Origin of the sequence: Streptomyces sp. NPDC086549 (assembly GCF_044746205.1) — a bacterium.
In the GTDB taxonomy this organism is placed as follows: domain Bacteria; phylum Actinomycetota; class Actinomycetes; order Streptomycetales; family Streptomycetaceae; genus Streptomyces.
Window position 1 is genome coordinate 1,409,815 of record NZ_JBIVBS010000001.1, and the last position, 26,491, is coordinate 1,436,305.

Below are 26,491 nucleotides of genomic sequence, written 5' to 3' on the forward strand. Positions count from 1 at the left end.
CCGGCGATGTCGTCGGCCTCGGCGGCAGGGGTCCCACCGACCCCTGCCGCACCGAAGAGTCGCAAGAGCGTGACCGGCACCCGGAAGACGGTGGCAGCCCTGTTCCTGCTGCCCGCCCTGGTGCTGCTCGGCGCGCTCGTGGTCTACCCGATCGGGTACTCGGTCGTCCGCAGCTTCTACAACGCCAAGGGCGACGGTTTCGCCGGAGCCGACAACTACAAGGCCCTGTTCACCGACGACGGCATCCGCACGGCCCTGAAGAACAACATCATCTGGGTGGTGTTCGCGCCCACGGTCTCCACGGCCCTGGGCCTGGTCTTCGCGGTGCTGACCGAACGGGTGCGCTGGGGAACGGCGTTCAAGCTGGTCGTCTTCATGCCGATGGCGATCTCGATGCTGGCTGCCGGGATCATCTTCCGGCTGGTGTACGACCAGGATCCGGACAAGGGTGTCGCCAACGCCGTGTGGGTCGGCATCCACGACACCTTCGCCCAGTCGTCGGCGTTCCCGAGGGCGCACCCGGGACGCGAGTCGCCGCTCAAGCCGGACGCGGGCGGTTTCATCACGTCGGCGACCGTGCACACCGGCCAGACGGTCAGCCTGCCCCTCGTCGGCGTCGCCCCCGACCAGATGCCCGACGGCTCGAAGAAGGCGGTGGCCGCGACGCCCGAACCGGGGAAGATCACCGGCACCACCTGGCAGGACTTCACGCGCGGCAAGGGCGTCGGCAGGCTGGGCGCCCCCGACCCGTCCGAGCTGGGCTACTCCGGCATGCGGATCGAGGCGGTGAAGGACGGCGACGTGGTGGCCTCGACGAAGGCGGCCGCCGACGGCACCTTCACGCTCCCCGCCAAGGCCGACGGAGCCCAGCTCAGGCTCCCCGCGAGCAACTTCAAGGAGCCGTACAACGGCATCGACTGGCTCGGCCCGTCGCTCGTCACGCCGGCCATCATCGGGTCGTACGTCTGGATGTGGGCGGGCTTCGCGATGGTGCTGATCGCGGCCGGGCTCGCGGGCGTGCCCCGGGAGCTGCTGGAGGCCGCGCGCGTCGACGGGGCGAACGAGTGGCAGGTGTTCCGGAAGGTCACGGTGCCGCTGCTCGCCCCGGTCCTCGCGGTCGTCACCGTCACGCTGATGATCAACGTGCTGAAGGTCTTCGACCTGGTCTTCATCATCGCGCCGGGCTCGTCCCAGGACGACGCGAACGTGCTCGCCCTGGAGCTGTACCGAAAGGGCTTCGCCGAGGACCAGCCGGGCATCGCGAGCGCGATCGCGGTGTTCCTGCTGCTGCTGGTGATCCCGGTGATGGCCTTCAACATCCGCAGGCTCAGGCGGGAGGGCAGGCGATGACGACGCACGCCGAAGGCATCGGCAAGGTGGGACCCGTCGGGGCGGTGAAGGCCAGGCAGTCGCTCGGCTCGCGGATCGCCGGGAAGCTCAGCGGCGGACTGGTCCGCGCCTTCCTGCTGGTCGTCGGTCTGTTCTGGCTGGTGCCGACGATCGGTCTGCTCATCTCCTCCCTGCGCTCCCCCGAGGACATGAGCGCGAGCGGCTGGTGGAAGGTGTTCACCGAGCCCTCCCAGTTGACCTTCGACAGCTACCAGAAGCTCCTGGAGAACAGCGACATCACCAACTCGCTCTGGAACACCGTCCTGATCACGGTCCCCGCGACGATCCTGGTCGTCGTCATCGGCTCGCTCGCGGGCTACGCGTTCGCGTGGATGGAGTTCCCGGGCCGCGACTGGTGGTTCCTGGCCGTGGTCAGTCTGCTGGTGGTTCCCGTGCAGGTGGCGCTGATCCCGATCGCCGAACTGTTCGGGAAGGTCGGCCTGTTCGGGACGATCCTCGGGGTGATCCTGTTCCACGTGGGCTTCGGCCTGCCGTTCGCGGTGTTCCTGCTGCGGAACTTCTTCGCGGAGATCCCCCGGGAGCTGCTGGAGGCCGCACGTCTCGACGGCGCCGGTGAACTGCGCCTGTTCGCACGGGTGGTGATGCCGCTGGGCGGGCCCGCGATCGCGAGCCTGGGCATCTTCCAGTTCCTGTGGGTGTGGAACGACATGCTGGTCGCGCTGGTGTTCACCAAGTCGGGCACGCAGCCGATCACGGTGGCGCTGCAGACGCAGGTACGGCAGTTCGGCAACAACATCGACGTACTGGCACCCGGCGCGTTCATCTCCATGGTGATCCCGCTGGCCGTGTTCTTCGCGTTCCAGCGGCAGTTCGTGTCGGGTGTGATGGCGGGGGCGGTCAAGTAGCCTTCAGATCACGGCAAAAAGTACACGAAAGTACACATTTAAAGGGCGAGCCTGCCATCGGCTCGCCCTTCGTGCCGTGTTTTCCGGGGCTGTCCCCCGGAAAACACGGCCACCGCATATCCCCCACATGCCACACGAACCGTAACCAATTCACTCCACCGGCCGTTCCCGGGCAGAATGCCCGCGCCGACCGACCCATGGATGTGCCGTGCCCAGGTTCAGTGTCATTGTCCCCGTGTACAAGGTCCAGGCGTATCTGCACGAGTGCCTGGACTCGGTGCTCTCGCAGTCCTGCGCCGATCTCGAACTGATCGCCGTCGACGACCGCTCGCCGGACGCCTGCGGAGCGATCATCAACGAGTACGCGGCCCGCGACGCGCGCGTACGGGCCGTGCACCTGCCGGAGAACCAGGGCCTGGGCCGCGCTCGCAACGCGGGCATGGAGCACGCCACGGGCGACTACCTGATCTTCCTCGACAGCGACGACACCCTCGTGCCGGACGCGCTGAGTTCGATCGCCGACCGGATCAAGGAGACCGGCGAACCGGATGTCCTGGTCTACGACTACGCGCGCACCCACTGGACGGGCGAGGCCGCCCGCAACAAGTTCGCGCTCCAGCTGACCCAGCAGGGCCCGGCCCCCTTCCGGCTGGAGGACCGTCCGGGGCTGCTGCGGGTCCTGATGGTGGCCTGGAACAAGGCCTGCCGACGGGAGTTCGTCGAGGCGAACGGCTTCCGGTTCCCGCCGGGCTACTACGAGGACACCCCCTGGACCTACCCGGTCCTGATGGCGGCGGAGTCCATCGCGACCCTCGACCGGGTGTGCGTGCACTACCGGCAGCGCCGGCAGGGCAACATCCTCGGCACCACCAGCCGCAAGCACTTCGACATCTTCGAGCAGTACGACCGGGTGTTCGCGTTCATCGACGGGCGGCCCGAACTCGACCGATGGCGGCCGGTGCTGTTCCGCCGCATGATCGACCACTTCTCGACGGTGTTCACCAGGCGCGACCGGCTGCCGCGCGGCACCCACGCCGAGTTCCTCGCCAAGGCCCGCGCGCACCACCGCCGCTACCACACCCGCGGTGCCTCCGTTCCGCTGCGCTCCCGCCTGCGCCACACCCTCGTCCGCTTCGGCCTGCACCGCACCTACCGCGCCCTCCAACTGGCGATGTCGGCGCGTCGCCGCGCCCTCAGGCTCGCCGCCGGGCTCGCCCGCGCGCTGAAGGCCGCCGCCCTCCAACTGCACTACCGCATCCAGCTGCGCCTCCCCCTGCGCGCCGACCGTGCCGTCTTCACCGCCTACTGGGGACGTGGCTACGGCTGCAACCCGGGCGCGCTGGAGGCCGCGTTCCGCACGCACGCCCCGCACATCCGCACGGCGTGGATCGCCCGTCCCGAACACCATCACACGATCCCGCCGGGCCCGCGCCGGCTGCGCCCCGGCACGGCCGCCTACTGGACGGCGCTGGCCCGCTCCAAGTACCTGGTCAACAACGTCAACTTCGACCGTCGCCTGCGCAAGCGTCCCGGTCAGGTGTTCGTCCAGACCCAGCACGGCACCCCCCTCAAGCACATGGGCCTGGACCTCCAGGAGCGCCCGGCGGCCGCCCGCGACACGGACTTCGCGGAGCTCCTGCGGGGCGTCGACAAGTGGGACTACGTCCTGTCCGCCAACCGCCACACCACCCTGACCTGGGAGCGCGTCTACCCCGGCGGCTACACCACACTGGAGTACGGCTACCCGCGCAACGACGTCTTCCAGCGGGCCACCTCGGCGGACGTGACCCGGCTGCGCGAGCAGCTCGGCATCCCGGTCGGCTCGGTCGCGATCCTCTACGCCCCCACCCACCGCGACTACCGCCGCACCCAGCACCCCGCCCTCGACCTGGACCACGTCCTGCGCTGCCTGGGCCCGCGCTTCGTGATCCTGGCGCGTGCCCACTACTGGCACGACGGCCCGCTCGCCGAGGCCCACAGCAACCGGATCATCGACGTCAGCGGCCACCCGAGCATCGAGTCCCTCTGCCTCGCCTCGGACGCGCTGGTCACCGACTTCTCGTCGGTCATGTTCGACTACGCCAACCTCGACCGGCCGATCGTCGTGCACACCGCCGACTGGGAGGTGTACGAGGCGGCCCGCGGCACCTACTTCGACCTGCGCGCCTTCCCGCCGGGCGCGGTCGCGCGCAGCGAGGAGGAGCTGATCGACATCTTCGCCTCCGGCCACTGGCGCGGTTCGAGCTCGGACCGGCTGCGCAGGGCGTTCCGGGAGCGCTTCTGCCCGTACGACGACGGACGCGCCGCCAAGCGGGTCGTCCAGCATGTCGTGCTGGGCCGGACCGAGGGGCGGTCGCCGTTCACCCCGCTCGACGATCGCCACCCGGTGCCGTCGGCGGCATCGGCACTCGCGCGCTCCCCGCTCGCAACCGTGCCGCAACCTTCCCGGCCCCTGCCCGTCACCGAGGGCCGCTGAACACCGTTTCCTCTTCCGGGAGTTCCCCTTGCCCCTCAGCACTTCGCGGCCCACCCCGACCCGGCCGTCCACCTGGCGGCCGACCGGGCGGCCCGGCCGCGTCCGTACGGCCTGAGCTCCAGGACGCCCCTGGACGCCAGGAAGACAACAGAAAGAGCAGAATGCCCCGCTTCAGCATCATCGTCCCGTCCCATGGCGTCGCGGGCCGGCTGTCCCAGGCGCTGGACTCGGTCCTCGCACAGTCCTTCGGCGACCTGGAGCTGATCCCGGTCTGCGACGGGCCCGAGTCCCCGGCCGCCGATGTCGCCGCCGGCTACGCCGAGCGGAACTCCCGGGTGACCCCGGTGCACTCGCCGCCCTCCGCCGGTCTGAGCGGGGCGCGCAACGCCGGGATGCGGGCGGCGACGGGCGCGTATCTGCTGTTCCTCGACGGCGACGACGTACTGCTGCCCGGAGCGCTGGCGGCCCTCGACGCGCGGCTCGGGGAGACGGGCGACGTCGACGTGCTGTACTTCGAGCACGAGCGGACGCCGTGGTGGGAGGGCGAGCCGAGCAACCCGGCGGGGCCGGTCCTGGCGAGGACCCCGGCCGGGGCGTTCTCCCCGGGCCAGGCACCCCGGCTCACCGGCGTCCAGCTGCCGGCGTGGAGCGCCGCCTACCGCCGCTCCTTCGTCGCCGCTCACCAACTGGCCTTTCCGGCCGGGCACTTCACGGACGTCGGCTGGGGCGGGCTGACGTCGGTCGCCGCGGGCCGGCTGGCGGTGCTGCGCTCGGTCCTGGTCCGGCACCGGCTGCGACGGCAGGGCAGCCGGCTCAACCTGGCGGGCGCGCACCAGCACGAGCTCCTGGACCAGGTGGACCTGGTGCTGACCCGGGCCGCCGAGCGGGGGCTGCCCGGCGACCGGACGCGGCCGCTGTTCGAGCAGCTCTTCGCCACCGTCCTGAAGACGGCCTCCCGCCCCGAGCGGCTGCTCTCCGGGCACCGTGCCTTCTTCCGCCGCGCCCGTCACCTCCACCGGCGCCACCGCCCGGCCGGTTTCCGGATGCCGGGCGGGAGTCTGGGCGTCCAGCACCGGCTCCTCGCGGCGGGGGCGTACACCGCGTTCCGCGCGCTGCGCGCCGCCAACCAGTCCGCGGCGAAGGCGGTCGAGCTGGCCCCACGCCCCCGCATGCTCCGCACGCGCCTGCTCTACCAGATCCAGCTGCGCCGCCCCCTGGACCCCCATCTCGCCGTGTACTGCGCCTACTGGGGCCGCGGCTACGCCTGCAACCCGGCCGCGATCCACGCCAGGGCCGGCGAACTCGCCCCGCACATCCGCTCGGTGTTCCTGGTCGAGCCCGGCCAGGAGCACGCCATGCCCGACGGCGTCGACTACGCGCTGATCGGCAGCCGCCGCTACTGGAAGGTGCTGGCCCGCGCCAAGTACCTGGTCAACAACGCCAACTTCGCCGAGGGAATCGTCAAACGGCGGGGCAGCGTGCACGTGCAGACCCAGCACGGCACCCCGCTGAAGAAGATGGGTGTGGACCAGTCGACGTACCCGGTCGTGGCCGCGCAGACCGGCAGCTTCGCCAAGCTGCTCGGCCGGGTGGACCGCTGGGACTTCAACCTCTCCTCCAACCGCCACTCCACCCAGATGTGGGAGCGCGCCTTCCCCGGCTCGTACGAGACCCTGGAGTACGGCTATCCGCGGAACGACGTCTACTACACGGCGACCGCCCGCGACGTGGCACGCATCCGCCGCGAGCTGGGCGTCCCGGCGGACAGCACCGCCGTGCTGTACGCCCCCACCCACCGCGACCACCACACCGGCTTCGAGACCGGTCTCGACCTGGAGGCCTTCTGCGAGGCGGCCGGCGAGGACGTCGTCGTGCTGCTGCGCGCCCACTACTTCTACGACCGGGGGCGCGGCGGGAGCAGCGGCCGGATCATCGACGTCACCGCGCACCGCTCCTCGGAGGACGTGTGCCTGGCCGCGGACGCGCTGGTCACCGACTACTCGTCGATCATGTTCGACTACGCCAACCTGGACCGGCCGATCGTCGTGTACGCCGACGACTGGGAGGTCTACCGGGAGACGCGCGGCGTCTACTTCGACCTGATGGAGGCACCGCCCGGCCCGGTGGCACGGACGCCGGAGGAGCTCGCCCGCGTCTTCCGCGACGGCTCGTACGCGGGGCCGGAGTCCAAGGCGTTGCGGGGCGCGTTCCGGGAGCGGTTCTGCCAGTTCGACGACGGCATGGCCGCCGAACGCGTCGTACGGCGGGTGCTGCTCGGCCGGCCGCCGGAGGCGATCCCGCCCGTGATCCCGCTCGCGGAGCGCATCCCCGCCCCCGCCGCCACGACCCTCGTGAGGAGCTGACCGAGCCGTGCCCCGCTTCAGCGTGATCGTCCCCTGCTACAAGGTGCAGGGCTTCCTGCGCGAGTGCCTCGACTCCGTCCTGGAGCAGTCGTTCCACGACATCGAGCTGATCGCCGTGAACGACCGCTCGCCGGACGGCTCCGGCGCGATCCTCGACGAGTACGAGGCCCGTGACCCGCGCGTGAAGGTGCTGCACCTGCCGGAGAACGTCGGGCTCGGCCGGGCCCGCAACGCCGGGCTCCCGCACGCCACCGGCGACTACCTGTTCTTCCTCGACAGCGACGACACCCTCACGCCGGGCGCGCTGCGCGCCGTCGCCGACCGGCTGGACGAGAGCGGCGACCCGGACGTGCTGGTCTTCGACTACGCGCGCACCTACTGGTGGGGCGGGACGCGCCGGAACGTCCTCGCCCATGTGCTGGCCGAGGCGGGTGACGGCACCTTCACGGCCGGCGAACACCCGGAGATCCTCGACCTGTTGATGGTGGTGTGGAACAAGGTCTACAGCCGCGAGTTCGTGGAGCGCAGCGGCTTCCGCTTCCCGCCCGGCTACTACGAGGACACGCCCTGGACCTTCCCGGTGATGCTCAGCGCCGGCCGGATCGCGGTCCTCGACCGGATCTGTCTGAACTACCGGCAGCGCCGCCAGGGCAACATCCTGTCCACCACCAGCCGCAAGCACTTCGACGTCCACGACCAGTACGCGCGGGTCTTCGCGTTCGTCGACGACCGTCCGGAGCTGTGGACCTGGCGGCCGTACCTGCACCGCAAGATGGGCGAGCACTGTCTCGACATCCTCGCCAAGCCGGACCGGCTGCCGCCGTCGGACAAGGCCGAGTTCTTCCGGCGTACGGCGGAGATGCTCCGCAGGCACGCACCCGAGAACGCCCAGGCCGACGGCGAGGTCGCCGTGCTGGCGGGCACCTACGCGGCGTACCAGGTGAAACGGCAGGCCGGGCGGGCCGGGCGGGAGCTCGGACGGCGGGGGCTCCAGGTCCGCAAGGCGGCGGCCGGGCGGGCCAAGCAGGGCTGGGCGGGCCTGCACGCCCGCCGCCCGATCGACCCCGGCCTCGCCATGTACTCGGCGTTCTCGCACCTCGGGGTGGCCGGCGACCCGGCGGCCGTGTACCGCAAGGCGCGGGAGATCGCGCCGCACATCCGGGGAGTGTGGGTGGTGCGGGACGAAGAAGAGGCGGCGCGGGCCGGCCTGCTGCCGGACGACGTCGAGCACGTGCTCCTCGACACCCCGCACTACTTCGCGGTCGCCGCCCGGGCGGCGTTCTTCGTCAACAACGTCAACTGGCCCGGCACCCTGGCCAAGCGCGCCGGCAGCGTGTACATCCACACCCACCAGGGCACCCCGCTCAAGTACATGGGCGCCGACCTGCTGGGCAAGCCCGGCGCCCGGTACGGCTTCGACGTGCCGCAGATGCTGCGCCGGGCCGACCGATGGGACTACAGCCTGGTCGCCAACCGCCACTCCGAGCTGGTGTGGGAGCGGGCGTACCCCTGCCACTTCGGCTCGGTGCGCACCGGAAGCCCGCGCAACGACGTGCTGGTCGGCGCGGCGGAGGACGCCGGGGCCGGGTTCCGCTTCCGGTACGGCATCCCGGACGACCACCGGGTGGTGCTGTACGCGCCGACCCGCCGCGAGTACTGCCGGGGCGGCCACGTGGACCGGGTGGACCTGTCCCGGCTGGCCGCGGACCTGGGCGAGGGCCACACCCTCGTCGTACGCCTGCACCCCTCCCTCGCGACCGGTCCCGCGCGCGGGATGGGCCTGGCCGAACTACACCGGCGCGGGGTGCTGGTCGACGCGACGGACGAGCCGCACGTCGAGGAGGTGATGCTCGCCTCCGACGTGCTGATCACCGACTACTCGGCCCTGATGTTCGACTACGCCAACCTCGACCGGCCGATCGTCGTCCACGCCGACGACTGGGACGCGTACACGGCGAGCCGGGGCGCGTATCTCGACATCACGGCCGAGGCGCCGGGCCATGTGTCCCGCTCCTACCGGGAGTTGGCGTGGCTGTTCAGTTCCGGTGCGTGGCAGGACGAGGAGTCGGCGCGGCTGCGGGCGGAGTTCCGGGCGCGGTTCTGCGAGTTCGACGACGGGCGGGCGGCCGAGCGGGTCGTACGGACGCTGATGCTCGGCGAGTCCATGCCCGAGACCGAAGCCGCCCGGGTACCGGGTCCGGCCTCCGGGCACGATCTGCTCACGTCGACATGAGGCCGCGCGCCTGGGTCCTGGTCCTGGCCGCCGTCTTCGTCGTGCTCCAGCTCACGAACGTCACGGGCCGGGACACGCCCGACTCCAAGAACTACGTGTCGTACGCGCTGAGTCTGGGCGGCGCGAGCAAGCGGGCGGCGGCCGCGGCCACCATCGACTGGGCCTGCGCGGGCAGGGCGTCCCTCGCGCGCCGCGAGCAGAGCGTGAACGTGGTGCGCTTCCACCGGGCGAGTCCCACCCGGCGGGTGCTCGCGGAGTGCCGGGCCGATGACGGGGGGCTGGTGGAGCGGCGGTTGCGGGCCGGGCAGACGGACGGGCACATCGCGCCGTTCGTGGCCCCGCGGCTGAGGCGGATCTTCGAGGTGCGGCCCGGGTATCCGCTGTTCCTGCTGCCGTTCGTCACGGTGTTCGGCGTGACCTGGGGTGTGTGGCTGGCGAGCGTGGTCGTCACGGCCGCGGGCGGGATCCTCGCCTTCCTGATCCTGCGCACCCTGGCCGTGCCGGTGCCGTTCGCGGTGACCGGCCAGGCCCTGTACTACGTCCTGCCGTGCGGCACGACGGCCATGCGTCCGATGGCCGAGGGCCTGATGCTGGCGCTGACTCTGGCGGCGGTGTGGGGCTGCGCGCTGGCCCTGAACCGTCGGCCCCGGGCCGGGACGGCGCTGGTCGCCGCTGCCCTGCTCGCGCTGTTCGCCGTGAAGCACTCGCAGTCGCTGTTCCTGGGGCTGTGCCTGGGCGCGGCGGGCACGGCGGTCGCGGTACGGCGCCGGCTGCGCGGGCGGTCCGCGGGGCGCGGGGTCGTGACGATCGCGGCGGGGGGCTGCTGCGCCGCGCTGGGAACCGTGCTCCTGGCACGGCTGCTGCACTACCCCTCCGAGTCGGAGAGCCTCCAGGACCTGCTCACCGACCACTTCCACCGGCCGGACCGCGCCCATCCGTGGCCGGAGTTCCTGCACCTGGAGGCGGGCTTCTGGATCGAGTGGCTACGGCGGCAGTTCGTGGAGCCGCTGTTCGTGGCGGCGCTGGCGGCCGGGGCATGGGGCGCGCTGCGACGGCCCGCGTTCGGCTGCTTCCTGCTGGCGGCCGCGTTCACCGGGATCCTCACCCAGGCCGGTCATCCCGACATCAACATCTGGGGCGGGCGGCTGGTCGTGCTGGCCTGGCTGCTGCCCGTGATCGGCGTACCGCTGCTGCTGCACCCTCTCGCACGACCGCTGCCGGCGTTTCCCGCGCAGGGGCAGGGCAAGCGCCAGGTTCACTCGGTCGGGTGAAGGCCGACCGGGCGTGAGCGGGGGTGACGGCGGGCCTCCATACGTGACGGGGGTTCCGCCACGTATGGAGGCCCGCGTCTCTCCCCCGCGCCGGGCGGAAGCGGGCGGACAACGGCGTCCGCGACCGCCGCTGTCCGCGACCGCCGCTGTCCGCGTCGACCCGCGCCGAGCGGCCCTCCGTCGTCCGTCGCCACCAGGTGCGCCGGCGGCCGCTCACGCGCCGGTGCGGGGTGCCCGAGGAGGCGGGCGGCCTGGAGCCGGACGGACGGGGAGGTGTCGGTCGGCGCGGGTCGTTCAGGGGGCGGGTGTCACTCGACGACGAGGGTGACCTCGATGTTGCCGCGGGTCGCGTTGGAGTACGGGCAGACCTGGTGGGCCGCCTCGACCAGCTTCTGGCCGGTGGCCTGGTCCACCGTGTCGGGCAGCTCCACGCGCAGCGTGACCTTCAGGCCGAAGCCCTCGCCCTGCTTGCCGATGCCGACCTCGGCGGTCACCGCGGCGTCGCTGACGTCCACCTTCGCCTGACGGCCGACGAGGCCCAGGGCGCTGCCGAAGCAGGCGGCGTAACCGGCGGCGAAGAGCTGCTCCGGGTTGCTGCCCTGTCCGTTGCCGCCCAGCTCCACCGGCATGGCCAGGGGGAGGTCGATCTTGCCGTCGGAGGAGACGGCACGGCCCTCGCGGCCGTGGGTGGCGGTGGCGACGGCGGTGTAGATCGCGTCCATGGAAGACATCCCTCTCAGAGTCAACGTTTTCGTTCCGGCGACCCGGTCCGGCCGCCCTCACGACCACAAGTAGAGCACACAATTCAATTGCGTACAACTGAATGGCTCGCGCTAGAGCTACCCTGGAGCCATGACCGCCACCCGGACTCCCGCCCCCGAGGCGGACTGGCTCCACCTGGACCGCCAGATCTGCTTCTCCCTGCACGCAGCGTCCCGTGCCTTCAACAGCGTCTATCGCGTGATCCTCAAGGACCTCGGGCTCACCTATCCCCAGTACCTGGTGCTGCTGGTGCTGTGGGAGCACGGCGACCTGCCGGTCAAGAAGCTCGGCGAACATCTGCGGCTGGACTCCGGCACGCTGTCACCGCTGGTCAAGCGGCTGGAGGGGGCCGGTCTGGTACGGCGGGAGCGCAGCACGCGCGACGAGCGGTCGGTGGATGTGCGGCTGACCGAGGAGGGCGCGGCGCTGCGCGAGCGGGCGCTTCAGGTGCCGCGCCGCATCGCCGCCGCGACCGGCTTCGGCATAGACGACATCGACGACCTGCGGGAGCGCCTCGACCGGCTCACGACCGCCCTGGACGCGGCGGCGCTGGGGGAGACCCCGGGGCTGGAGGACGCTCCAGGCTGCCGGTAGCGAGCGAGCGGCGGACGTAGAGCCGGATGACCGCCCGCTTCCGCACCACCTCGGCGCCGGGCGCGAACTGCTGGTTCAGGACGTCGAACTTGAGCCGCTCCGTGAGACTGCCCGGACCGCGGGCCGCGTCCACCACGTACCGGTCGGCGACCACCCACACCCGGTCGAGCCCGGCCAGCCGGCGCCGCAGGGTGTCCGGGCCCACCTCGGTGCCGTAGAGCGTCCCCGACTCGGGCGCCCCCAGCGCCAGCGCCACGTCCCGCGTCCCCCGGAACGCCGCCGGATACGTCAGTGCCGTGCCGCGCGCGGACGAGGGCAGGAACAGCACCGGGTCCCCCGGCCGCAGTTCCCGCGCGGCGGCCCTGGAGACGGCGGCCAGGTCGTCGGGGCGGTGGGCCGGGAGGCGGTCCTCGCGCAGGAGCGGGAGCTGGTGGGCGAAGGCACAGAAGACGGCGAGGACACCGGTGAAGGCGAGGACGGGGGAGCCGATCCGCAGCCGTCCTACCGTCCCGGCCACCCGATCGGCTCCGGCCGCCACCAGCAGCGGCGCCCCCGCGAGCGCGTAGAGCACATACCGGTCGACGTACAGCGGCGAGAACTGCGAGGCGAGCATCAGCGCCACCGGCGGCACCACCGCCAACGGCAGCGCGACCCCCGCACACGTCACCTCCCCCCGCCGCCCGGCCAACCGGGTCAGCCCCACCGCGGCCAACGCCAGGCCCGTCCAGTACACGCCCGACGTCGGCCCCACGAACGCCCGCAGCAGCTCCTGCGCGTTCTCCGTCGTCGGCTCCGTGAGCCACGCCAGCTGCGCCGACTGGGCGTGCGACACGGCGACCATGGGGAGCAGCGTCACGACGACGGCGCCCGTCGCACATCCCCACAGCCGCCACACCCGTCCGCGCGCCCTCGCGAGCGCCAGTGTCCCCGCGTGGGCGAGGACCAGCAGGACCGCGAGTTCGTGCAGCCAGCAGGTGACGCCGAGGATTGCGCCGTACGCCCACCAGGACCGGCCGCCCCCGCCCCGGAGCCCGGCCTCCCCCGGACCGGCGGAACCCTCGGCGGCGGCCCGGACGAGGAGCAGCGTCGCCCCTGTCGCGCCGGCCGCGACCAGGGCGTAGGAGCGGCCCTCCTGTGCGTAGTGGCCGGCCATCGGCGTGACCGCGTACAGCAGCCCGGCCCACAGGCCGACGCGCGGCCGGGCCAGCCGGGTGCCGAGCGCCGCGACCAGCCCCGCGGTCGCCGCCGCGCCGCACACCGAGGGGAGCCGGAGCAGGACCTCTCCGGGGTGGAGGGCGAGGACGGCGTGCATGAGCAGGTAGTACAGGCCGTGCACCGCGTCCACGCCGTGCAGCAGCTGCCAGATCTGCGGCACCGTGCGCTGTGCGACCTGGAAGGTGACGGCCTCGTCGCGCCACATGCCGCCGCGGTCGATCCCCCACAGCCCGAGCACGAGCATCACGGCCACGGGGACGGCCACGGCCAGGGCCTCGGCACGGCGGACACGGCTCGGCGAGGGGCTCGACGGCCGGTCCGATGGCCGGTCCGATGGCCGGTCCGATGGCCGGTCCGACGGCGGGTTCAGTGGCGGTTTCAATGGAGGTTTCAACGGCGTTCTCAGCAGGGGCCCCATGGTCACCACGGACCGATCTTGTGCGATTAGCCAACCTTTGCTGGGTATTGACGGCGTATCAGCACTATTACACCATCCGCGCGGCTTACGCTCCGGTGTGATGAAGCACCGTCAGTTCTCCCTGCCGTCCCTCGCCTTCGCCTGGCTCGTCACCCGTGCCCTGATGCTGTGGCTGCTCGCCCACGACTCCGCACCCTTGCTGGGGCGGGGCTCGGTGACGCGCGAGGTGTGGCGACTGTACTCCCGCTGGTACGGCACTCTGTCCCACGGCAGCTTCCCGGCGCACGACACGCTGTGGCAGTACCCGCCGGGCGCGGGCGCGGTGCTGCTGTCACCCGGGCTGCTGCCCGGCCTGACGTACTTCCAGGCGTTCGTGGCACTCACCCTGACCGCCGACGCGCTGGTCACGGCCGTGCTGGCCCGCGCGGGCGCGCGGCCCGGCCGCAGCCTGCTCGGGGCCGCTCTGTGGACCTGCGGCCTGCCGCTGCTGCTGCACATCCCGCTCGCCCGGTACGACGTTCAGGTCACCGCCCTCGCCGTCGTCTCCCTGTTGACGCTGTCGCGCTCCACGCGCGCGTGCGGGGCGTTCGCGGCACTGGGCGCCCTGGTGAAGGTGTGGCCGGCACTGGTGCTGCTCGGGACGCCGAGGGGACGGGCGACGCGATCCGCCTGGACCTGGGCCGGCGTGACCGGGGCCGTCTCCCTGGCACTCTTCGCGGCATCGTTCAACAATCCCCTGGCCTTTCTGCGGCAGCAGGGCAACCGTGGCGTCCAGATCGAGTCCCTGGGCGGCACGGCGCTCAGTCTCGCGCGGCACGCCGGCTGGCCGGGGAGGGCCCGCTACCAGTACGGCGCGATCGAGCTCGTCGGCCCGTACGTCTCCGCCGTCGCCACCGCCTCCCTCGTGCTCACGGCGGCCGCCTTCGCGCTCCTGCTCCTGTGGCGCGTGCGGGCCCGGCGCTGGACCGCGGCGACGCCGTTCGACGCCGCGCTGTGTGCCGTCCTGCTGTTCACGGTCACCAGCCGGGTCATCAGCCCGCAGTACATGATCTGGCTGGTCGGTCTGGCCGCCGTCTGCCTCACCTCGCGGCACACCGTCCAGCGGCCGGTCGCCGCGCTCGTGCTGGCGGCGACCGCGGTGAGCGCCGTGGCGTACCCCGGGCTGTACGGCGAGGTGATGGGCTGCACCTGGACCGGCTGTCTGCTGATGCTCGTCCGCAACGGCCTGCTGGCGACCGCCGCCGTGCTGTCCCTCGTCCGGCTGTGGCGGTCAACGCGCCCGACACCCGCAAGGGTCACCTCCGTGAGTGAACGCCGGCCGGGCTCCGACCGTCTTCCGCATCGAGCGCTGACCGCCTCCTGACGGGAGACCGCGAACATTTCCAGGATCCCGGTCAACCCTGCCCCGGCCCCTGCCCCTGCCGCTCAGGTGGGCGTCGTCGTCATCGGCTACAACGACCGCGCCCATGTGGGGGACGCGGTGCGCTCGGCGCTCGCCCAGGGGCCCGCTGTCCGGGAGGTCCTCGCCGTGGACGACTGCTCCACGGACGGCAGCGCCGGGCTGCTCGCGGATCTGGCCGCCGGGGAGCCACGGCTGAGGGTGCTGGGCCGCCGGGTCAACAGCGGCGGCTGCGGCAGCCCGCGCAACACCGGCCTCGACGCGGTGACGGCGCCGTACGTGATGTTCCTGGACAGCGACGACGTGCTGCCGCCGGGCGCGGTGGACGCGCTGCTGACGGCGGTGACCGGGGCACGCGCCGAGCTGGCCGGCGGGCTGTGCGTGCGCCGCGAGCTCCCCTCGGGGCGCGAGTACCCGTGGCAGGCGGCGCTGTACTCGGCGCACGCCGTCGTCGCACGCCCCTCGCAGCGCCCCCGCCTGGTCCACGACACCCTCTGCGTCAACAAGCTCTACCGCACGGACTTCCTGCGCCGGCACGGCATCCGCTTCCCCGAAGGCCGCTTCCTCTACGAGGACTTCGTCTTCTCCGCGCGCGTGCTCGCCGCCGGGCCGCGCATCGCCCTGGTGCCGGACCCGGTGTACGTGTGGCAGGTGCGCCGCTCCGCCGGCCGGCTCTCGCTCTCCCTGGACCGTGCCGCCATCGACAACTGGCAGGCACGCACGGAGGCGTGCGGGCTGGCGTACGACATCCTGCTGAGCGCCGGACACAAGGAGCTGGCCCGGGCGGCCCGCGCCAAGTTCCTCGACCACGAGCTGCGCATGTACGCCCGCGAACTGGAACTGCACGACCCGGACTACCGGCGCGCATGGTGGGCGCACACGCGGGACCACCTCGCGCGGTACGGCGCGGACGACTGGGAGCTCAACCCGACCGCGCCCGGCCGGCTGCTCGCCCGGGTCGTCCTGGAGTCCCCCGAACCACGCGACCTCCCCCGCCTCAGGGAACTGGCCGCCCGCCCGGCCCGGCTGCTCCCTCCGTACGCCCGCGCCCCCGACGGCACCCCCGTCTGGTCCGACGACCTCCCCCAGGTCACCCTGGCTCCCCTCCTGACCCGTCCCGTCCGCCTCCTCCCCCTCGCCGTCGACGCGGAACTGCGCCCACGCGCGCGTGTCACGCGCCTGCGGCTGCGCCTGTACGAGCTGTACGGGCGGGTGGCACAGGCGGGGCCGGAGACGGTGGAGACGGAGTGGCGGTGCCGGGAGGACGGCCGTACGTCCCACCGTCACGCGTCCGCGCTCGCTCCCGCCTCCGACGGCACCTGGTCGGCGGAGGTGCCTCTCGATCCCGACGTCCTCGGCGCGGGCACCTGGGACCTGCGTCTGCGTCTGCGCTTCGCCCACGGCGCGCACCGGGATGTCACGGCGCACGCGGTCGCGGGCACGGGCCTGCTGCGCCGTCGCGCCGTTCCGAGCACCCGGCACGGTGTACTGCTCGTACAGCCGTACGCCACACACTCGGGCGCACTGGCACTGCGCGTGGCAACCGGACCACGGGGAGTCATGGCGGTTGTCCGCGGAAGGCTGCGACGCCTGCTTCACTGAGACCGGATCGGGTCGACTGACGAGGGGACGGCCGCACATGACCTGGCTGATCACCGGCGGCGCCGGCTACATCGGGGCACACGTCGTACGGGCGATGACCGAGGCGGGAGAACGGGCGGTGGTGTACGACGACCTGTCCGCCGGCCTCGCCGAGCGCGTGCCCGACGGGGTCCCGCTGGTGGTGGGTTCGACGCTGGACGGCGAGCGGGTGGCACGCGCCCTCGCCGAGCACGAGGTCACCGGTGTCGTCCATCTCGCGGCGCTGAAGCAGGTGGGCGAGTCGGTGGACCGGCCGCTGCTCTACTACCGGCAGAACGTGGAGGGCCTGCGCGTCCTCCTGGAGGCGGTGACGGCGGCGGAGGTGGCGTCCTTCGTGTTCTCGTCCTCCGCGGCCGTGTACGGTCTGCCGGACGTCGACCTGGTGACGGAGGAGACGCCGTGCGCGCCCATGTCGCCGTACGGCGAGACGAAGCTGGCGGGTGAGTGGCTGGTCCGCGCGACCGGCCGCGCGACCGGGCTGTCCACGGCCTCGCTCCGCTACTTCAACGTGGCAGGCGCGGCGGCCCCGGAACTGGCCGACACGGGCGTCTCCAACCTCATCCCCTTGGTCTTCGAGAAGCTCACGGAGAACGCGCCCCCGCGCATCTTCGGCGACGACTACCCGACCCCGGACGGCACCTGCGTGCGGGACTACATCCACGTGGTGGACCTGGCCGAGGCCCATGTGGCCACGGCCCGCGCCCTCCAGGCCTCCCCCGGCAGTGCCCTGACCCTCAACATCGGCCGCGGTGAGGGCGTTTCGGTCCGCGAGATGATCGACCGCATCAACGCCGTCACCGGCTATCACCGTCCTCCGACGGTCACCCGGCGCCGCCCCGGCGACCCGGCCCGCGTCGTCGCCTCCGCCACCCGCATCGCCACCGAACTGGGCTGGCACGCCAAGCACGACATCGAGGACATGATCACCTCGGCATGGGAGGGCTGGGTACACCTGCGCCCGGAAGCGGCACGCAGCTGACCGCCGCCGACGCGGACGCCGGCAGCGCCGGCCCGCCCAGCACCAGTACCTCACCCCGGGCAGCCCCGCCCGGCCTCACAGCGCCTTGAGCGCCTCCGCGGTGGCCCGGGTCAACGCCTCCAGGTACCCCTTCGGCAGCTTCGGGGAGCGGATCACCACCGAGCGCCAGTACAGCGGCCCGGAGATCAGGTCCAAGGCCAGCTCCCCGTCGATCCCCGCCCTGATCTCCCCCCGCTGCCTGGCCCCCGCGAGGATCTTGCTGGCGACGCCCTCCTGGCCGTCGCGCAGGGCCTTCTGCATGGCCTCGGCGATCTCGGGATTGCGGGCGGCCTCGGCCTGGAGGTCGGGGATGATCTGAGAGGCGACGGGGTGGCGCAGGGCGCGGGACGTGAGCTCGTACAGCAGCCGCAGGTCTCCCTCCAGGGACCCGGTGTCCGGCACCGGCAGTCCGAGCACCGCCAGAGCCGACACCACGTCGAGCACCAGGTGCAGCTTGGACTTCCACCGGCGGTACACCGCGGTCTTGCCGACCCCCGCGCGGCGCGCGATGCCCTCGATGGACATCCGGGCGTATCCGACGGACGCGAGTTCCTCGAAGACGGCCGCCCGGATGGCCTCGGTCACGTCCTCACGGAGCACGGCGGCCCCGGCGGGAGCGCGGCGGCGCGGACGCGTCTGGGCTTCGTCGGCGTTCGTCGTCATGCCGTCCAGCATAGGGCGTTACGACGAAACGGTTGCGTTCCGACGTCGATTGGGCCTACGCTCCCGTTGCGACGATACGGTCCCGTCCCGACGTAAGAAAACGTGAAGAAACGCGCGAGGAAACATCGGAAGACGGACCCGCCGGCCGGACGCACGCACCCCCACTCCCCCCGAGCGAAAGCAGCGGATGTGAGCCAGGTACTCCACACACCGCCCTCGACACCGGCCCCGGCCGACGACCTCGCGGCGCTCGCCGCACGCCACGGGCTCTCGGTCAGCGGCGCGCGCCCCACCCTGCGCGAGTACGTCCACCAGCTGTGGGCACGCCGTCACTTCATCACCGCCTTCGCCACCGCCAAGCTCACCGCGCAGTACAGCCAGGCGAAGCTCGGCCAGCTGTGGCAGGTCATGAACCCGCTGCTGAACGCCGCGGTGTACTACTTCATCTTCGGTGTCCTGCTGGGCACCAAGCACGGCGTGCCGGACTACATCCCGTTCCTGGTGACGGGCGTGTTCATCTGGACGTTCACACAAAGCTCGATCCTGGCGGGCACCCGGGCGATCTCCAGCAACCTCGGCCTCGTCCGCGCGCTGCACTTCCCGCGCGCCGCGCTGCCGATCTCGTTCTGCCTCCAGCAGCTCCAGCAGCTGCTGTTCTCGATGGGGGCGCTGATCGTCATCCTGCTCTGCTTCGGCGTGCCCGTCGCGGCCTCCTGGCTGCTGGCGATCCCGGCGCTGGTCCTGCAGTTCACGTTCAACGCCGGCGTGTCGATGATCATGGCCCGGATGGGCGCGAAGACGCCGGACATCGCGCAGCTGATGCCGTTCATCCTGCGGACCTGGATGTACGTCTCCGGCGTGATGTGGAGCATCGACAAGCTGACGAAGAAGGACCATCTGCCGCACCTGGTGACGGTCGCGCTGGAGACCAACCCGGCAGCCGTCTACATCGACCTCATGCGATACGCCCTGATCGACAGCTTCCACGCCCACCAGCTGCCCCCACACGTGTGGGCGGCGGCGACGGGATGGGCCCTGCTCGCCGGGGTCGGCGGCTTCATCTACTTCTGGAAGGCTGAGGAGACGTACGGCCGTGGCTGAGAACGTGAACGACCGCATCCCCGACAACGGCATCCCCCACAACCCGGTCCCCACCGTCGTCGTCGACAACGTCGACATCGTCTACCGGGTCAACGGCACCGGCGCCGGACGCGGCACCGCGACCGCCGCCCTCAACCGCATGCTCCGGCGCAAGCAGGCCGAGAAGGCGGCGGGCGTGCGCACGGTGCACGCGGTCAAGAAGGTCTCCTTCGTCGCGTACAAGGGCGAGGCGATCGGGCTGATCGGCACCAACGGCTCCGGCAAGTCGACACTGCTGAAGGCGGTGGCCGGCCTGCTGCCGGTGGAGAACGGGCACATCTACACCGACGGCCAGCCCTCCCTCCTCGGCGTCAACGCGGCCCTGATGGGCGACCTGACCGGCGAGCGCAACATCTTCCTCGGCGGTCTGGCCATGGGCATGTCCCGGGAGGAGATCAAGTCCCGGTACCAGGAGATCGTCGACTTCTCCGGCATCAACGAGAAGGGCGACTTCATCACCCTCCCGATGCGGACGTACTCCTCCGGCATGGGTGCCCGCCTGCGCTTCTCCATCGCCGCCGCCAAGGACCACGACGTCCTGCTGATCGACGAGGCGCTGGCCACCGGCGACCGCTCCTTCCAGAAGCGCTCGGAGGAGAGGATCCGCGAGCTGCGCAAGCACGCGGGCACGGTGTTCCTGGTCAGCCACAACAACAAGTCGATCCGGGACACCTGTGACCGGGTGCTGTGGCTGGAGCGCGGGGAGCTGCGCATGGACGGGCCGACGGAGGACGTCCTCAAGGAGTACGAGGCGTTCACCGGCGACAAGGCGCCCAAGAAGGCTCCCCCGAAACCGGCCGCGGCGAAGGTCCCTCTTCCTTCCTGAGCCCCCCAGCGGCGCAAGAACGTTTATCCCTTTTGTCGACCAAGTGACAAGATGACGTGAAAGGCGCCCCTGGAGACGACGAGGCGAAGGAGTCCACCGCGATGCCCGAACTCAGCGTCGTCGTCTACGGCCCGAACACCCAGGACCGCCTGACCGGACTCCTCGACTCGCTCGACGCCCGCCCCCTCCCGGACGCCGAGGTGATCGTGGCCGCGGTCGGCGACTGGGCCCGGGAGACGGCCGAGGGGCACGCCCCGGAGACGGTGGTGCTGCCCCTGCCGGACGGCACGGGCGACGCGGCGGCCCGGGCGGCGGGAGCGGCGCGGGCGACCGGCCGCTGGCTGCACTTCGTCCACGCCAAGGACGGCCTGCCCGCCGGCGCCGCCCGCACGGTCGCCGAGCGCGCCGCGGAGCTGCCCGGCACGGCGGACGTCCTCCTCTTCGACCACGTCGCCACCACCTGGCAGACCTCCGGCATGCCGTCGGCCGACGGCCCCGTCCTGGCCCGCGCGGGCCGCGCCGGCCTCGCCCTCGACGACGCCGCCGGCCTGCTGCGCCTCACCCCGCTGCTCGGCAACCGCGCCCTGCGCGCGGACTTCTGGCGGGCACACCAGGAACTGCTCGATCGCGAGGACGAGCCGTACGCCGCGTACGCCGCCCTCCTGCACGCCGGTCAGGTCGCCTGCCTCAACCAGGTCGCGTACGAGGACCGCAGGCTGCGCCCCGAGAGCCTCCCGCCGCTCACCCCCGAACGGCGCTACGCGCTCGTCGACCGCTACGAGGCCCTCCTGTCCCTCGCCAAGGACCGTCCCGCCCCCCGCACGGTCCTCTACGACGTGATGGTCCGCGACCTGCTGCGCACCTTCGCCCGTGAGGACATGCCCGACCCGGTGGCCCGCGAGTTCTTCCGCCGCTCGTCCCTGGCCGCGGTGCGCTGGCGTCCCCCGGACCACCGCCGCCCGGCGGGCCTCGAAGGCATCCGCCGCGGCCTCCTCGAAGAGGGCGCCTACACCAAGTACCGCGCCTTCCAGGCCGCCAACCGCACGCGCAGAACCGCGAAGTCGGCGCTGCGGACCCGCAGACGCCAGGTGGGCACGAAGCTCCGCGACCACCAGTACCGCCGGGCACTGCAGCGCCCGGTCGACCCCGGCCTGGCCGTCTTCTCCGCCTACTGGAACCGCGGGGTCGCCTGCAACCCGGCCGCGATCGCCGCCGAGCTCGCCGAACTCGCCCCGCACATCCACCCGGTGTGGGTGGTGTCGAAGGACAACGCACCGCTCCTGCCGCCCGGCACGGACCATGTGATCCCCGGCACGCGCCGCTACTGGGAGGTGCTGGCCACGGCCAAGTACCTGACCAACAACGTCAACTTCCCCAACCCCGTGCTCAAGCGCCCCGACGCGGTCCACCTCCAGACCCACCACGGCACCCCCCTCAAGCGCATGGGCCTGGACCAGATGGAACACCCGGCCGCCGCCAAGGGCATGGACTTCGCCGCGCTGCTGGCCCGCATCGACAAGTGGGACTACAGCGTCTCCGCCAACAGCCACTCCACCCGTATGTGGGAGCGCGCCTACCCCTCCCGCTACACCTCCCTCGACCACGGCTACCCGCGCAACGACGTCCTCTACTCCGCCACCGCGTCCGACATCCGCGCGATCCGCGCCCGCCTGGGCATCGCCCCCGGCGCGACGGCCGTCCTCTACGCCCCCACCCACCGCGACTACGAGGCCGGCTGGACACCCCGCCTCGACCTGGCCGCCCTCGCGGACCGCCTGGGCGAGAACACGGTCCTCCTGGTCCGCGGCCACTACTTCTACGGCGGCACCGCGTCCCCCCTCGCCGGTCTGCGCCGCACGGGCAGGATCGTGGACGTCTCGTCGTACGACCCGGTCGAGGACCTGTCCCTGGCCGCCGACGCCCTGATCACGGACTACTCGTCCATCATGTTCGACTACGCCAACCTCGACCGCCCGATCGTCGTCTACGCCGACGACTGGGAGACCTACGCGACGACCCGGGGCGTCTACTTCGACCTGATGTCCGAGGCACCCGGCCAGGTGGCCCGCACCCAGGAGGAACTGGCGGAGGTCTTCGTCTCCGGCGCGTGGCGCGACGAGGCCGCCACGAAGGCGCGGGCGGTGTTCCGGCGCCGGTTCTGCGAGTACGACGACGGACGCGCCGCCGAACGCGTCGTACGACGGGTCTTCCTCGGCGAAAGCGAGGACTCGCTGCCACCGGTGATCCCGGTCGAGCGGCGCACACCGGCACCGACCCCCGAGGAGGCCGAGTCATGACCCCCGACGTCACGGTGACAGTGATCGTCCACAACGACGCGGCGCGGCTGCCCCGCGCGGTCGCCTCGGTACGGCGGCAGACACACGCCGGCATCGAGATCATCATCAGCGACGACCACTCCACGGACGAGACCCCGTCGGTGGCCCGGGAGCTGGCGGCGCGGGACTCCCGCATCCGCTTCCTGCGTCTGCCGAGGAACAGCGGCGGCTGCAGCGCCCCGCGCAACAGAGCCCTGGAGATCGCCCGGGCGCCGTACCTGATGTTCCTGGACAGCGACGACGAACTGCCCGAGCGGGCGGTCGAGCTGCTCCTGGCCGCGCACCGCGAACGCGAGGTCGACTTCACGATGGGCGCCGTGCGGCGGATACGGGTGGACAGCGGTCACCGCTCGACCTGGATGCGGCACCTGGTGTCGGAGCGCCGGACGCTGGAGGGCATAGCGGCGGACCCGCGCCTCTTCTTCGAGCACCTGTCGACGAGCAAGATGTACGCGAGGGCCTTCCTGGACCGCCACGGCCTGCGCTTCCCGGAGGGCATCCACTACGAGGACCAGCTGTTCTCGGCGCAGGCGTACTGCCTGGCAAGGGCGTTCACGATCATCCCCGACCCGGTGTACCTCTGGTACATAGCCCCGTACGCGACCGGCGACTGCGCTTCGATCTCCAACCAGCGGCACAAGCTCACCAACGTCGGCGACCGTGTCCATGTCCAGCGGCTGATCGACGACTTCCTGGCGGCGAGCGGGCACGGGTCGCTGCGCGAGGACAAGGACTACAAGTTCCTCAAGCACGACTTCCGCATGTACGCCGGGGACCTGCCGTTCCGGGACGAGGAGTGGCTGAGGTCGTTCGCGGACATCGTGACGCCGTACCTCGACACCCTGGCACCGGGCTCGTACGCCCGCCTCCCCCGCACGGAACGGGTGGTCCTCCAACTGGTCCGCGACGGCCGTCTGTCCGAGGCACGGCTCGCGGCGCGGGGCCTCGGCCACGGGGTGGCACCGCGGCAGGTGACGACGGACGCGGCGGGCGGCGGCACGTACTGGGGCGACCGGATCCCGTCCTCCGCCCGGTCCCGCCGCGAACTGGACGTGACGGACCTGGAGCTGGACACCCGCCCCTTCCCGAGCGCCCAGTTCCGCCACGAGATCACGGAGCTCACGCGCGGGCCGGGCGCCTCGCTCGACCTCACCATCCGCACCTACGACCCCGGGCTGCGCCTCCCGTTGGGCCCGCACCGCGCAAGCCTCCTCCTGGCCCCCGGCCGACGCCGCCTCACGCTCCCCTTCCGGCTGGACCCCGTGCGTCCCGGCGTCTTCGAGGGCCACGCCCACCTGGACCTGTCGGTGGCCCCCGTCCCCCTCCACGGCTTCGCCGGCACCCGCCATCCGTTGCTCCGCCTCCAGCACCAGGGCCTGGCCCACACCGGCCTCCTGCTGGCCCCCCTGGCCTTCCCCTCCCTCACCACCCGCATCGGCTACCACTCCGGCGCGGCCCCCCACCGCATCACCGTCGAGCCCGAGGGCCGCGGCCCCGGCCGCCTCCAGATCCGCTGGCACCCGGCGGGCGTGACGGCACGGGTGGTCCGGCCGCTGGTGCGGCGGGTGGCGCGACCGAGGGTGCGGCGGATGGCGCGGCTGCTGGCCAGCGCGCTGAGGTGACGCGGGCCGGTCGCTTGCCGGCTCAGTGCCGTATCGCGTACGGGCGCAGCGCTGTACCGCGTACAGGATCAGTGCCGTACCGCGTACAGGACCTGCCCGCCCGGCCCATGGGCCACCGCCCGCAGTCCCGCCCCCCGCAGGGCGTTCCCGGTGTCCACCACCCACCGCACCCCGTACTTCCGCGCGATCCCCCGCCGCTCGCTCTCCGGCGTCCCCGCGGCGAAATACCGCTGGACCGCGGCACTGCGCCGACCCTCGTCCGGCAGGAAGACATCGGGATAGCCGGGGGCGACGGTGTACGGCCCGTAGGCGGGGATCTGCCGGGCCGGAAACGTCCGCGCCATGACGACGTCCCCGTACTTCACCCATGGCGTGATCCACCGGTACCCGACCCACGGCGCCCGGTATCTCGCCGCGACCACTCCCGGCAACGCGCTCCGAGGCACGACGTACCCCACCGTCCCGACCTGCGTCCACGCCCCCACGGCCAGCGCGGCGGCCAGCGCACACGCCCACCCGGCCCGTACCGACCGCGCACGCCCCTCGACCGGCAGCGCCTCCAGCGCGGCGGCGAGCTGCGCCGGAATCAGCGCCGCGGGCAGCACGCGCCCCCACGCGTAGTGACCGCTCACCCCGCCCACGGCGAAGACGGCCGCTCCCAGCACGAAGAGGATCACCAGCGGATCCCACCGGTCCCGCCGCCACCGCAGCACCAGCGCGACCACCCCGAGCAGCACCAGCCCGAACCGTCCGGGCAGATGCCGGTACAGCGACCGGTGGATGCTTTCGAGATCCGCTCCCGCCGAGAAGAGCGAGAAGAAGTCGTAGTACGGCCACGACCACAGCACCGCCAGCCCCAGCGCCACCCCCGCCCCCAGTCGCAGCAGCGTCTGCCGCCCCGGGCGTGCGGCGACCACCGTGGCGAGGGCGCCCAGCGAGGCCACGACCCCCGAGAACTGGTGGACCAGCAGGATCACCGCCCACAGCACCCCGAGTCCCAGCCACACCCGCCGGCCCGCACCGTCGCGCACCGCCCCCGTCAGGCACGCCCAGAGATGGAAGGAGAGCCCGAGGGCGAACACGCTCGGATACGACACCGTCAGCGCGAGGGAGTTCAGTCCGAGGAAGCCGCTCCAGTCGAACAGCACCGGTCCCCACAGGAACAGCAGGCACAGGAGCGCGAGCGCCGGCGCGACCCGGTGCGCGCTCAGCGTCCGGACGTACCGCCACACCCCTGTGACGAGCAGCCCCAGCCCGGCCACCGCGCCGACGCGCAGCACGACGAACACCGGCAGCCCGGTGACCCGGGCAAGGCCGCCCAGCACCAGCATCCACGGCGAGTAGTACGGACTCGGCGTGTCCGCGTCGACGAGCGGGTTCCCGGGGCGCAGAAGGCTGTGCCGCAGCCGTTCGACGGTCGCCGCGTGCATGCCGAGATCGCCCGCCCACGGGAGACGGACGATCGCCAGGAGCAGCAGGACGAGGACGAGCGCGGCGGCGGCCTGCGGGAGGGCTCTGCCGGCGGTCGCCGCGGTACTACGCGGCGCGGCGCGCATCCTGCTGGAAGACCCAGGTGCGGTAGACGAGGAAGCGGAAGGCGGAGGCAAGGACGATCGACAGCGCCTTGACCGCATTCGCCCCGAACGGACCGTTCAGGCCGAGGCCGTGATATCCGGCGTAGAACAGACCGCTTTCCATGACGACGCCGATTCCACTGAAAACGAAGAACAGTACGATTTGCCGACTGGTGCGGGAAGCCCGGTCACGATAGGCGAAAAAGCGGAAGCCGATGTAATTCGTGGCCATGGCAATACAGCTGGCGAGCACCGTCGCGACCATCGCCCGTCGGCCCAGGCCGTGCAGCAGCAGGTTGAAGACCAGGAAATTGACAAGTACGCCGCTGCCGCCGACGACCCCGAATTTCACGACTTCGAGGACGACTCGCGTGACCGGCCGGGCGACCGGAGCGGGGGCGGGGGCGGGTTCTGGAGCGGGTGCTGGAGCGGTCGCCGCCGGACGGGTCTCGGTTAGGTTCACTGTCACGCGGCAGACTTTATCCGAAGCGTCCGGATTAACAGGAAAGGGTAAATCCGTCGCCCGGATTTCCCTAAGCGGTGGCAAGAAGAGGATGTGACGGCGTACGGAAACGGGGGCGGCCCCCGGCCCGGGCCGGCCCGGGGGCGCCCCCCGGGGGGGTCGCGAGGGCCCCCGGCGGGGCCCCAACACCCCGCGCGGGGGGGCCCGCGGCCCCCCCCCCGG

Annotated in this window: 19 protein-coding genes; 14 read left to right on the top strand and 5 right to left on the bottom strand. The window is 72.1% G+C overall.

Going from position 1 to position 26,491, the window contains the following annotated elements; translation table 11 throughout:
• The first annotated feature begins 6 nt into the window (after nt 1-6).
• The 6 genes from ACIPSA_RS06470 (at nt 7) to ACIPSA_RS06495 (ending at nt 10,598) form a co-directional block, all read left to right on the top strand.
• A complete protein-coding gene (locus tag ACIPSA_RS06470; RefSeq protein WP_402629271.1) occupies nt 7-1,350 on the top strand; it encodes a carbohydrate ABC transporter permease in 1,344 nt (447 codons plus the stop codon).
• Entirely contained in the window at nt 1,347-2,255 is a 909-nt protein-coding gene (locus ACIPSA_RS06475) for a carbohydrate ABC transporter permease (RefSeq protein ID WP_402629274.1), read from the top strand. The genes ACIPSA_RS06470 and ACIPSA_RS06475 overlap by 4 nt, the downstream gene beginning before the upstream one ends.
• Nucleotides 2,256-2,463: 208 nt before the next feature.
• On the top strand, nt 2,464-4,731 hold the full coding sequence (locus tag ACIPSA_RS06480) for a CDP-glycerol glycerophosphotransferase family protein (RefSeq protein WP_402629277.1): 2,268 nt from the start codon (nt 2,464-2,466) through the stop codon (nt 4,729-4,731).
• Nucleotides 4,732-4,892: 161 nt separating this feature from the next.
• The gene (locus ACIPSA_RS06485) at nt 4,893-7,094 is read left to right on the top strand and encodes a CDP-glycerol glycerophosphotransferase family protein (RefSeq protein ID WP_402629280.1); all 2,202 of its coding nucleotides are present in this window, start codon (nt 4,893-4,895) and stop codon (nt 7,092-7,094) included.
• A 7-nt stretch (nt 7,095-7,101) separates the two neighbouring features.
• Complete coding sequence (locus ACIPSA_RS06490; protein WP_402629283.1) at nt 7,102-9,327, top strand: CDP-glycerol glycerophosphotransferase family protein; 2,226 nt, start codon at nt 7,102-7,104, stop codon at nt 9,325-9,327.
• The gene (locus ACIPSA_RS06495) at nt 9,324-10,598 is read left to right on the top strand and encodes a hypothetical protein (protein ID WP_402629286.1); all 1,275 of its coding nucleotides are present in this window, start codon (nt 9,324-9,326) and stop codon (nt 10,596-10,598) included. The genes ACIPSA_RS06490 and ACIPSA_RS06495 overlap by 4 nt, the downstream gene beginning before the upstream one ends.
• Before the next feature lie 308 nt (nt 10,599-10,906).
• On the opposite strand, the gene ACIPSA_RS06500 is transcribed toward ACIPSA_RS06495, so the two are convergent.
• A complete protein-coding gene (locus tag ACIPSA_RS06500) occupies nt 10,907-11,320 on the bottom strand; it encodes an organic hydroperoxide resistance protein (RefSeq protein ID WP_402629289.1) in 414 nt (137 codons plus the stop codon).
• Between the two features lie 130 nt (nt 11,321-11,450).
• Between ACIPSA_RS06500 and ACIPSA_RS06505 the strand changes: the two genes are divergently transcribed.
• Nucleotides 11,451-11,954, top strand: coding sequence for a MarR family winged helix-turn-helix transcriptional regulator (locus tag ACIPSA_RS06505; RefSeq protein ID WP_402629291.1), 504 nt, complete (start codon nt 11,451-11,453; stop codon nt 11,952-11,954).
• On the opposite strand, the gene ACIPSA_RS06510 is transcribed toward ACIPSA_RS06505, so the two are convergent.
• Nucleotides 11,884-13,434, bottom strand: a complete 1,551-nt coding sequence (locus ACIPSA_RS06510) for a hypothetical protein (protein ID WP_402629294.1) — start codon at nt 13,432-13,434, stop codon at nt 11,884-11,886. The genes ACIPSA_RS06505 and ACIPSA_RS06510 overlap by 71 nt on opposite strands.
• 253 nt (nt 13,435-13,687) lie before the next feature.
• Here ACIPSA_RS06510 and ACIPSA_RS06515 point away from each other — a divergent pair, with 253 nt between their 5' ends.
• The 3 genes from ACIPSA_RS06515 (at nt 13,688) to galE (ending at nt 17,606) form a co-directional block, all read left to right on the top strand.
• Complete coding sequence (locus ACIPSA_RS06515) at nt 13,688-14,950, top strand: glycosyltransferase 87 family protein (RefSeq protein ID WP_402629297.1); 1,263 nt, start codon at nt 13,688-13,690, stop codon at nt 14,948-14,950.
• A gap of 66 nt (nt 14,951-15,016) precedes the next feature.
• Nucleotides 15,017-16,588: a glycosyltransferase gene (locus ACIPSA_RS06520; RefSeq protein ID WP_402629300.1), complete on the top strand. Its 1,572-nt coding sequence runs from the start codon at nt 15,017-15,019 to the stop codon at nt 16,586-16,588.
• Between the two features lie 37 nt (nt 16,589-16,625).
• Entirely contained in the window at nt 16,626-17,606 is a 981-nt protein-coding gene (gene galE / locus ACIPSA_RS06525; protein ID WP_402629303.1) for a UDP-glucose 4-epimerase GalE, read from the top strand.
• Nucleotides 17,607-17,681: 75 nt separating this feature from the next.
• On the opposite strand, the gene ACIPSA_RS06530 is transcribed toward galE, so the two are convergent.
• Nucleotides 17,682-18,308 carry a TetR/AcrR family transcriptional regulator gene (locus ACIPSA_RS06530; protein WP_402629305.1) on the bottom strand — a complete coding sequence of 209 codons (627 nt, stop codon included), beginning with the start codon at nt 18,306-18,308 and terminating at the stop codon, nt 17,682-17,684.
• Nucleotides 18,309-18,497: 189 nt separating this feature from the next.
• Here ACIPSA_RS06530 and ACIPSA_RS06535 point away from each other — a divergent pair, with 189 nt between their 5' ends.
• The 4 genes from ACIPSA_RS06535 to ACIPSA_RS06550 all read left to right on the top strand — a co-directional run bounded on the left by ACIPSA_RS06535 (nt 18,498) and on the right by ACIPSA_RS06550 (nt 24,232).
• The gene (locus ACIPSA_RS06535; protein ID WP_402629308.1) at nt 18,498-19,409 is read left to right on the top strand and encodes an ABC transporter permease; all 912 of its coding nucleotides are present in this window, start codon (nt 18,498-18,500) and stop codon (nt 19,407-19,409) included.
• Nucleotides 19,402-20,274: an ABC transporter ATP-binding protein gene (locus tag ACIPSA_RS06540; protein WP_402629311.1), complete on the top strand. Its 873-nt coding sequence runs from the start codon at nt 19,402-19,404 to the stop codon at nt 20,272-20,274. Before ACIPSA_RS06535 ends, ACIPSA_RS06540 begins: the two co-directional genes overlap by 8 nt.
• A gap of 101 nt (nt 20,275-20,375) precedes the next feature.
• The gene (locus tag ACIPSA_RS06545) at nt 20,376-22,571 is read left to right on the top strand and encodes a CDP-glycerol glycerophosphotransferase family protein (RefSeq protein WP_402629314.1); all 2,196 of its coding nucleotides are present in this window, start codon (nt 20,376-20,378) and stop codon (nt 22,569-22,571) included.
• Entirely contained in the window at nt 22,568-24,232 is a 1,665-nt protein-coding gene (locus ACIPSA_RS06550; protein ID WP_402629317.1) for a glycosyltransferase family 2 protein, read from the top strand. The genes ACIPSA_RS06545 and ACIPSA_RS06550 overlap by 4 nt, the downstream gene beginning before the upstream one ends.
• A gap of 68 nt (nt 24,233-24,300) precedes the next feature.
• Here the strand turns inward: ACIPSA_RS06550 and ACIPSA_RS06555 are convergent, their stop codons facing one another.
• Together ACIPSA_RS06555 and ACIPSA_RS06560 are read right to left on the bottom strand one after the other, a co-directional pair.
• On the bottom strand, nt 24,301-25,788 hold the full coding sequence (locus ACIPSA_RS06555; RefSeq protein ID WP_402629320.1) for a hypothetical protein: 1,488 nt from the start codon (nt 25,786-25,788) through the stop codon (nt 24,301-24,303).
• Entirely contained in the window at nt 25,769-26,275 is a 507-nt protein-coding gene (locus tag ACIPSA_RS06560; RefSeq protein WP_402629323.1) for a GtrA family protein, read from the bottom strand. Before ACIPSA_RS06560 ends, ACIPSA_RS06555 begins: the two co-directional genes overlap by 20 nt.
• Nucleotides 26,276-26,491 lie beyond the last annotated feature (216 nt).

Bases quoted from the DNA above. Each gene is read 5' to 3' on its own strand.
- ACIPSA_RS06485 (WP_402629280.1), top strand. From the start codon at position 4,893: ATGCCCCGCTTCAGCATCATCGTCCCGTCCCATGGCGTCGCGGGCCGG.
- ACIPSA_RS06470 (WP_402629271.1), top strand. From the start codon at position 7: ATGTCGTCGGCCTCGGCGGCAGGGGTCCCACCGACCCCTGCCGCACCG.
- ACIPSA_RS06545 (WP_402629314.1), top strand. From the start codon at position 20,376: ATGCCCGAACTCAGCGTCGTCGTCTACGGCCCGAACACCCAGGACCGC.
- ACIPSA_RS06505 (WP_402629291.1), top strand. From the start codon at position 11,451: ATGACCGCCACCCGGACTCCCGCCCCCGAGGCGGACTGGCTCCACCTG.
- ACIPSA_RS06495 (WP_402629286.1), top strand. From the start codon at position 9,324: ATGAGGCCGCGCGCCTGGGTCCTGGTCCTGGCCGCCGTCTTCGTCGTG.
- ACIPSA_RS06550 (WP_402629317.1), top strand. From the start codon at position 22,568: ATGACCCCCGACGTCACGGTGACAGTGATCGTCCACAACGACGCGGCG.
- ACIPSA_RS06530 (WP_402629305.1), bottom strand. From the start codon at position 18,308: ATGACGACGAACGCCGACGAAGCCCAGACGCGTCCGCGCCGCCGCGCT.
- ACIPSA_RS06475 (WP_402629274.1), top strand. From the start codon at position 1,347: ATGACGACGCACGCCGAAGGCATCGGCAAGGTGGGACCCGTCGGGGCG.
- ACIPSA_RS06515 (WP_402629297.1), top strand. From the start codon at position 13,688: ATGAAGCACCGTCAGTTCTCCCTGCCGTCCCTCGCCTTCGCCTGGCTC.
- ACIPSA_RS06500 (WP_402629289.1), bottom strand. From the start codon at position 11,320: ATGGACGCGATCTACACCGCCGTCGCCACCGCCACCCACGGCCGCGAG.
- galE (WP_402629303.1), top strand. From the start codon at position 16,626: ATGACCTGGCTGATCACCGGCGGCGCCGGCTACATCGGGGCACACGTC.
- ACIPSA_RS06555 (WP_402629320.1), bottom strand. From the start codon at position 25,788: ATGCGCGCCGCGCCGCGTAGTACCGCGGCGACCGCCGGCAGAGCCCTC.